Annotated in this window: 4 protein-coding genes, 2 tRNA genes and 1 pseudogene; 5 read left to right on the top strand and 2 right to left on the bottom strand. The window is 73.0% G+C overall.

Annotated features, from left to right (window positions below; genetic code table 11):
• Together ABZW10_RS25250 and ABZW10_RS25245 are read right to left on the bottom strand one after the other, a co-directional pair.
• Positions 1 to 91, bottom strand: a pseudogene (locus tag ABZW10_RS25250) (roadblock/LC7 domain-containing protein); the annotation flags it as partial.
• Positions 92 to 101: 10 nt separating this feature from the next.
• Positions 102 to 3,791 (bottom strand): nitrate- and nitrite sensing domain-containing protein, encoded by a 3,690-nt coding sequence (locus tag ABZW10_RS25245; RefSeq protein WP_355369708.1) that lies wholly within the window; start codon positions 3,789 to 3,791, stop codon positions 102 to 104.
• Between the two features lie 685 nt (positions 3,792 to 4,476).
• On the opposite strand from ABZW10_RS25245, the gene ABZW10_RS25240 reads away from it, so the two are divergent.
• The 5 genes from ABZW10_RS25240 to ABZW10_RS25220 all read left to right on the top strand — a co-directional run bounded on the left by ABZW10_RS25240 (position 4,477) and on the right by ABZW10_RS25220 (position 7,590).
• Entirely contained in the window at positions 4,477 to 4,695 is a 219-nt protein-coding gene (locus ABZW10_RS25240) for a hypothetical protein (protein ID WP_355369706.1), read from the top strand.
• A gap of 191 nt (positions 4,696 to 4,886) precedes the next feature.
• Entirely contained in the window at positions 4,887 to 5,687 is an 801-nt protein-coding gene (locus ABZW10_RS25235; RefSeq protein ID WP_355369704.1) for a fumarylacetoacetate hydrolase family protein, read from the top strand.
• Positions 5,680 to 7,176, top strand: coding sequence for a glutamate--tRNA ligase (gene gltX / locus ABZW10_RS25230; RefSeq protein WP_355369702.1), 1,497 nt, complete (start codon positions 5,680 to 5,682; stop codon positions 7,174 to 7,176). Before ABZW10_RS25235 ends, gltX begins: the two co-directional genes overlap by 8 nt.
• A 227-nt stretch (positions 7,177 to 7,403) precedes the next feature.
• A tRNA-Gln gene (locus ABZW10_RS25225) sits at positions 7,404 to 7,475 on the top strand.
• Between the two features lie 42 nt (positions 7,476 to 7,517).
• Positions 7,518 to 7,590, top strand: a tRNA-Glu gene (locus ABZW10_RS25220).
• The last annotated feature ends 10 nt before the right edge of the window (positions 7,591 to 7,600 follow it).

The following is a 7,600-nucleotide window of genomic DNA, read 5'->3' as shown; positions in this document are numbered from 1 at the left end:
CCGCGGAGACCACCACCGTGTGCGACACCCCTGGGGTGTTGTCCACGAAATTGGTGATCAGCCAGTTCAGGTTCTGTGCGGCCTGGCTCATCTGATTCAACTCAACGCTCCTGATGATCTGCGGCGTTGCCGTCGGTCCGGCCCCCGAAACTATCGAACCCGGGCTGCTGGGCACCATGGTGGAAACCGGCCTGGTTGCCCTGGCCCGGGGAACCCTGCGGGCCCTGGCCCCGGTCGGCCTGCGGCTGGGCGCCCGGAGCCTGGCCGGCCGCCTGCTCGGCACCGGCCCGGCGGCCCTGCTGGATGCCGCGGCGCAGGTTGGTGAGCCGGCCGCGGACCTCCTCGGGGGCGCGGGACACCTGGGGGCCGGTCAGCGGGGACGCCTCGGCGGTGCCGGAGACCAGGTTGGCCTGCGGGGTGCGCCGGGGGAGGCCCGACATGGTGACCCCGCTGGTGGACGGCTCGCGGACCTGCTCGGCGCGGCGCCAGCGCTCGTCGTTGGCGGACGGGCGCCACGGGGCGTCACCGGGCTGCGGCTGCTGGGCCTGCGGCTGGGGCTGCTGCGGCCGCTGCTGGGCCTGGGCGGCCTGCGGGGCGGGCGGCTGCTCCTGACGGCCCGGGGCCGTGGTGCCGGGGCGGCGCGGCTGGTACGGCCGGGGCCGGCTCTGCTGCTGGGCCGGACGGCCCTCCTCGCTCGGCGCGCCGGCGTCGGACGGCCCGGTCGGCAGTGCCATCGGCTCCTGGCGGACGGGCTGCTGCTGCACCGGCTGCTGGGGGGCCTGCGGCCGGCCACCCTGCTCCGGACGGCCCGGGTTCGGCATGGTCGGCAGCACCGGCTCCACCAGGCCGAGGCCGAGCGGGTCGCGCGGGTCGATGTCACTGGCCTCGAACCGGGGGCGGGCGAACTGCTGGGTGCTCTCCCCCGGGGCGGGCTCGGCCGCGGGCAGCGGCGGGGCCGGCTGGACCTTCGGCAGCGGCTGGGTCTGCTGGAGCTGCTGCTGCCGGTCGCCCGGCGCGGGCCGCTGCGGACGGCCGCCCTGGTCCTGCGGGCCCTGGGGGCCACCCTGCGGGGCCTGCGGCGGACGGCCCTGGCCGGGGCGCTGACGCTGCGGCAGGCCCTCCTGCGGACGCTCGCCGGGGCGGGCGCCCTGCGGCGCGCCCGGACGGCCCGACTGCTCGGCCCAGCCGTGCTGGGGCTGCTCGCCGCCGCGGGCGGCGGGGACGCCGTCGCCCTGCGGACGCTCCTGACCGCGGCGGGGCAGGCCGCCCGGGCCGCCCTGCTGCGGGGCACCCTGCTGGGGGCCGCCGGGCTGCTGGCCGCGGCGGGGCAGGCCGCCGGGGCCGCCCTGCTGCGGGCCCTGCCGGCCCGGGGTGCGCTGCGGCAGGCCGCCCTGCTGGTTCGGGGCCGGCTGCTTCGGGGCCTGGGAGTTCGGGGCCTGGGAGTTCGGGCCCTGCTGGCCGGGACCACCCGGTCGGCCGCCCTGCGGCGCCGGGTTCTCGCGCAGCGACTGGCCGACCTGACGCGTCGGCAGTCCGCCGCCCGCGCCGGGGCCGCCCTGGCCGGGCTGACCGTTCTGACCGCCGGACGGACCGGGGCCGCCCTGGCCGAGCTCCGGCCGGGCCTGCGGGGCGCCGCCCGCCGGAGCCTGGCCGAGCGCCGCCGGACCGCCGGGGCGGCCGCCCTGGCCGGCCGGCACCTGGCGCTGCTGGCGCGGCGTCGGGGTGACCCCGCGCTGCTGCTTCGGCTGGCCGCCCTGGCCGCCGGGACGGCCGGGGCCGCGCCGGTCGGCCGAGTTGGTGACGTCCACCGGGAGCATGACCAGCGCGGTGGTGCCACCGGAGTCGCTGGGACGCAGCTGGATGCGGATGCCGTGACGCAGGGACAGCCGGCCGACCACGAAGAGGCCCATGCGGCGGGAGACGGAGACGTCCACCGTCGGCGGGTTGGCGAGGCGCTCGTTGATCTCGGCGAGGTCGTCGGGGCTGAGGCCGATGCCGGTGTCGTGGATCTCGACGAGCACCCGGCCGTCCGGCAGCGCGTGGCCGGTGACCCGGACGCGGGTCTGCGGGCTGGAGAACGAGGTGGCGTTCTCCAGCAGCTCGGCGAGCAGGTGGACGAGGTCGTTGACGACGCGGCCGGCGACCTCGGCCGACGGCACGGCGGCGAGCTCGATGCGCTCGTACTGCTCCACCTCGGAGGCGGCGGCGCGGAGCACGTCGACCAGCGGGACGGGGCGGGTCCAACGGCGGCCCGGGTCCTCACCGGCGAGGACGAGGAGGTTCTCGCCGTTGCGGCGCATGCGGGTCGCGAGGTGGTCCAGCTTGAAGAGGTTGGCCAGCTGGTCCGGGTCCGCCTCGCGGCTCTCCAGCTCGGAGATGAGCGACAGCTGGCGCTGGATGAGGCCCTGGCTGCGGCGCGAGAGGTTGGTGAACATCGCGTTGATGTTGCCGCGCAGGAGGGCCTGCTCGGCGGCGAGGCGGACGGCCTCGCTGTGCACCATGTCGAAGGCGTGGGCCACGTGGCCGATCTCGTCCGCGGAGTCGACGCCGACCGGCTCGACGGCGACGTCCACGTCGTGCGGGTCGGTCTCGGAGAGCGTCTTGACCAGCTCGGGCAGCCGGCGCTCGGCGACGTCCTCGGCCGCGGCCTGCAGCCGGGTCAGCGAGCGCACCATCGAGCGGGCGATCAGACCGGCGCCACCGAGGGCGACGAGCAGCACGAGCGCGACGGCGGCACCGATGATCAGGGCCTCGGTGTCGGCCTGGGACTGGAGCTCCTGGGCCTTTCCGTCGAGGTCCTCGATGAGCTTGGACTCGATCCGGCGCTCGGCGGCGATCTTGGCGGTGGACTGCTCGTACCAGTCCTTGTAGCTGACGACGTCGCCCTGGTGGATGCCGCCCTGCTGGAGGATCGAGCGCGCGTAGCGGTCGGCCGCGGCGACCACCGAGTTGTAGCTCAGCTGGCCGCGCAGGTTGTCCAGGTCGTGCGAGGTGTAGATGTTGTTGAAGCCGGTCAGCGCGTTGTCGTAGGACGACTTGAGCCGGATGCCGAAGGACTCGTCGCTCAGGCTGAGGTCCGGGCCGCCCGGGTTGGCGAGCGCGGCGCTGATCAGCGCGCGCTGCTGCGAGGTGGAGTTCTTGGCGAGCGAGAACTGCTGCAGGGCGCGGGTCGCGCGGACCAGCTCGCGGTTGTTGGACGCGAGCGCGATGTCCTGGGTGAGCGACAGCAGGTCGCGGATGATCACGTCGTAGGCGGTGATCGTCGCCTGGATGTTCTGGTTGTTCTGGTACGGGTTGCCGCGGGCGTCGGAGACCGAGTTGAGGTCCCTGCGGATCTGGAAGAGCAGCGCCTTGCCGCCGGAGAGTTCGAGGGTCTCGAACTTGTCCGAGGACGCGGTGAAGGTGCGGCTGAGGTCGTCGGTGACCTTGCGGGCGGCGACGATGTCGTCGTCCAGCGGCGCGTTGGGCTTGGCGGTGATCGGGCCGGCGCTGATGTCCCGCTCGTTCTGCAGGGCGTTGGCGAGGTCGGTCGCCTTCTTGGCCAGGTCGGAGAGGTTGGCCATCTGGGCCAGTTGCTGCGAGGTTTCGAGCGAGGTCTGGATGCGCAGGCCACCGAGGACCAGCGCGACCAGCACCGGGAGTGCGAGCAGCGCGATCAGCTTGCTGCGGATCCGCCAGTTGCGCATGGCGAGGCGGCTCATGCCCTTGGCGCGTCGGCGGGTCAGGGAGCTGCGGAGCTTGCCGCGGGTCGACTTGCGCTCCTTGCCGTCCTCCTCCGGCCGGCCGATCACATCGGGTGCCGGTTCGGCCGGGCCGCCGGGGGCCGCCGCCTGCTGGGGGGCTGCCGCGGGCTCATGCGACTCCGGGTCACCCGCGGCGCCGCTACCCCTTTTGAAACGTCCCTGCACTGGCGTCGCAACCTCTGGACCGGGCGTCCCGCCGCGTCGCCGCGGTCTGGACGGTGTCGAGTTTCCATCCGCCCCCGGCCGGTCCGGGAGAGCGGGTCACCGGGGTGGACAGCTCCCTACCCACGGTCCGTGGCATTCCAGCACAGCCGGGGAATCCCAACAAGGGCGGACGGGGCACATCGGACGGCACTACTCACCGCGCGCGACAACTCACCGACTGTGTGGCAAACGGACCGGAATACCGCCTTTTTCGGACACTCGCCGGATGCATGCCAAGCCGACCCGAGATCAACGGGATGGGTGGAGCTTCGGGTATGCCTGATATTTCCGATATGCCGGTAAAGGTCGATGAAGCGATATGTCGGATATCAGAGATATGTTCTGCGATTTGTGACGAAAATCACAGATGAATGTGTAGCTTTGGTCACGGTGACTGTGGAAAGAGATCCGTAACCTTGCTGTATCCGGCGCACGGCCCCGATCAGCCTGCCCAGAATCTCCCCGAATCACTCAGGCCGGTCGCCGATCGTGGTCGGTCGCCCGGCCGCGACCAAGAGGTGCTGACGAGATGTCCCAGGCGACGACCGCCCAGTCCACGCCGACCAGCCACTCCACGGCCAACCCGCGCCGGACGACGCTGGCCTCGGTCGAGGACTTCGGCCAGATTCCCGGCGCCCGCAGGGCCGAGGATGTCGCGACCTTCGCGACCGAGCTGCCGGCCTCCACCGCCAACCCGCGCCGCACCCGGCTGATGACCGCCCCGGCGGTGAACGTCCCGCAGAACTGAGGCGTTCCGCGCACGCCACGACGGGCGCCGTCACTCCGGTGACGGCGCCCGTCGTCGTGCGGCGGGCCGGGTCAGGGCCCGCGCGATAGCCTGGGCAGCGATCGAGCGGGGCCGGCGCCGAAAGGGCCGCGGTTCCCGCCAGCGCCCGGGGCGCGCCCCGGGCGGCCGTCGAAGCGAGGGGTAGCCCAGCCGTGCGCATTGCCAGGTTTTCCGTCCGGGAAGGGAGCCCTGCCGCCGGCAGCGTCTCCTTCGGTGTGGTCGAGGGCGACCCGGCCCGGCCCGAGTCGCTGGTGGTCCACGCCCTGGCCGGCCACCCGTTCGGCCAGCCCCAGCCGACCGGCGAGAGCTACCGCTTCCAGGACGTCCGGCTGCTCAGCCCGATGCTGCCCAACAAGATCGTCGCGGTCGGCCGCAACTACGCCGCACACGCCGCCGAGCTGGGCAACACCGTCCCGGACGTCCCGCTCACCTTCTTCAAGCCGTCCACCTCGGTGATCGGCCCGACCGAGAGCATCGCCTACCCGCCGTTCTCCTCGGACGTCCAGCACGAGGCCGAACTCGCCGTGGTGATCGGCCGGATGTGCCGCGAGGTGCCGCTGGAGCGGGTCCCCGAGGTGATCCTCGGCTACACCTGCGCCAACGACGTCACCGCCCGCGACGTCCAGCAGCGCGAGGGCCAGTGGGCCCGCGCCAAGGGCTTCGACACCGCCTGCCCGCTGGGCCCGTGGATCGAGACCGACCTCGACCCGTCGGACCTCGCCATCACCTGCACGGTCAACGGCGAGCTCCGGCAGACCGGCCGCACCTCGCTGATGGTCCGCTCGGTCGCCGAGCTGATCGTGCACATCTCCGAGGCGATGACGCTGCTGCCGGGCGACGTCGTCCTCACCGGCACGCCCGCCGGGGTGGGGCCGATCAACGTCGGCGACGAGGTCGCCGTCACCGTCGAGGGCATCGGCACCCTCGCCAACAAGGTGGTCAAGCGTGGCTGACGCGCCGGCCGTACGGGTGCGCTTCTGCCCGTCCCCGACCGGCAACCCGCACGTGGGCCTGGTCCGCACCGCGCTGTTCAACTGGGCCTTCGCCCGCCACCACGGCGGCACGCTGGTCTTCCGGATCGAGGACACCGACGCGGCCCGCGACTCCGAGGAGTCCTACGAGCAGCTGCTCGACGCGATGAAGTGGCTCGGCTTCGACTGGGACGAGGGGCCGGAGGTCGGCGGCCCGCACGCGCCGTACCGCCAGTCCTTGCGGATGGACGTCTACGCGGACGTCGCCCGCCGACTGCGCGAGGCCGGCCACGCCTACCACTGCTACTGCTCCACCGAGGAGCTGGACGCCCGCCGCGAGGCGGCCCGCGCGGCCGGGAAGCCGTCGGGCTACGACGGCCACTGCCGCGACCTGACGGACGAGCAGGTCGCCGTCCACCGGCTGGAGCGGCGCGAGCCGATCCTGCGCTTCCGGATGCCGGACACCACCATCGCCTTCGACGACCTGGTGCGCGGCACGCTCTCCTTCGAGCCGGAGAACGTCCCCGACTACGGCATCGTGCGGGCCAACGGTGCGCCGCTCTACACCCTGGTCAACCCGGTGGACGACGCCCTGATGGGCATCACCCACGTGCTGCGCGGCGAGGACCTGCTCTCCTCGACCCCGCGCCAGATCGCGCTCTACGCCGCGCTCGCCGACATCGGCGTCGGCGACGGCGGCACCCCGCGCTTCGGTCACCTGCCGTACGTGATGGGGGAGGGCAACAAGAAGCTCTCCAAGCGCGACCCGCAGGCCTCGCTCAACCTCTACCGGGAGCGCGGCTTCATTCCCGAGGGCCTGCTCAACTACCTGTCGCTGCTGGGCTGGTCGCTCGCCGAGGACCGCGACGTCTTCACCGTGGACGAGCTGGTCGCGGCCTTCGACATCGGCAAGGTCAACTCCAATCCGGCCCGCTTCGACCTGAAGAAGTGCGAGGCGATCAACGCCGAGCACCTGCGACGGCTGGCCCCGGAGGACTTCGTCCGCCGCCTGGTGCCCTATCTGCAGGCCCCGGGCCTGCTGCCGGCCGAGCCGAGCGACGCGCAGCTGGAGCTGCTGGCGAAGGTGGCGCCGCTCACCCAGGAGCGGATGGTGGTGCTCGGCGAGATCGTCGGCATGGCCGGCTTCCTTTTCGTGGCGCCCGAGGACTTCGCCGTGGACCCGGACGACGCCGCCAAGGTGCTCACCGCGGACGCCCGGCCGGTGCTGGAGGCGAGCGTCCGGGCCCTGGAGGGGCTCGGCGACTTCGCCCCGGAGCCGATCCAGGCCGCGCTGCGCGAGGCGCTGGTGGAGGGCCTGGGCATCAAGCCGAAGTTCGCCTTCACCCCGCTGCGGGTGGCGGTGACCGGCCGACGGGTCTCCCCGCCGCTGTTCGAGTCGATGGAGCTGCTCGGACGCCCCGAGACGCTGCGCCGGCTGACCGCCGCGCTGGCGGCCCTCCCGGCGGCCTGAACCCGCCCGCGGGCCCGGTCACCGGCCGGGCCCGCGGCCTCCCCGGACGTCACCGGACGGCCCCCTGCCCGCTGCCTGGGGTTATCGATTTTGGAGCGGGGGCGGACGTCGGGTAATGTTCTTTCTGCGCCGCCCGGGAGGGCAACGGCGAGGGAGCGAAAGCCCCACGCCGGAGCCGGAGCGGAAGGCGCGAGCTGGAGTGCGGCCCGACAGGGGTTCAACTCTGGTGGGGTATGGTGTAATTGGCAGCACGAGTGATTCTGGTTCATTTAGTCTAGGTTCGAGTCCTGGTACCCCAGCGCAGTACCGCGGTCCATCCGGGCCGTACAATTCAAGAACAAGCCCCCGTTGTGTAGCGGCCTAGCACGCTGCCCTCTCACGGCAGTAGCGCCGGTTCGAATCCGGTCGGGGGTACTGGTTCCGC

Source organism: Kitasatospora sp. NPDC004723, from assembly GCF_040609255.1.
In the GTDB taxonomy this organism is placed as follows: domain Bacteria; phylum Actinomycetota; class Actinomycetes; order Streptomycetales; family Streptomycetaceae; genus Kitasatospora.
Note: the sequence above shows the minus strand (reverse complement) of the source record. Positions and strands in the feature narration are given on the sequence as shown.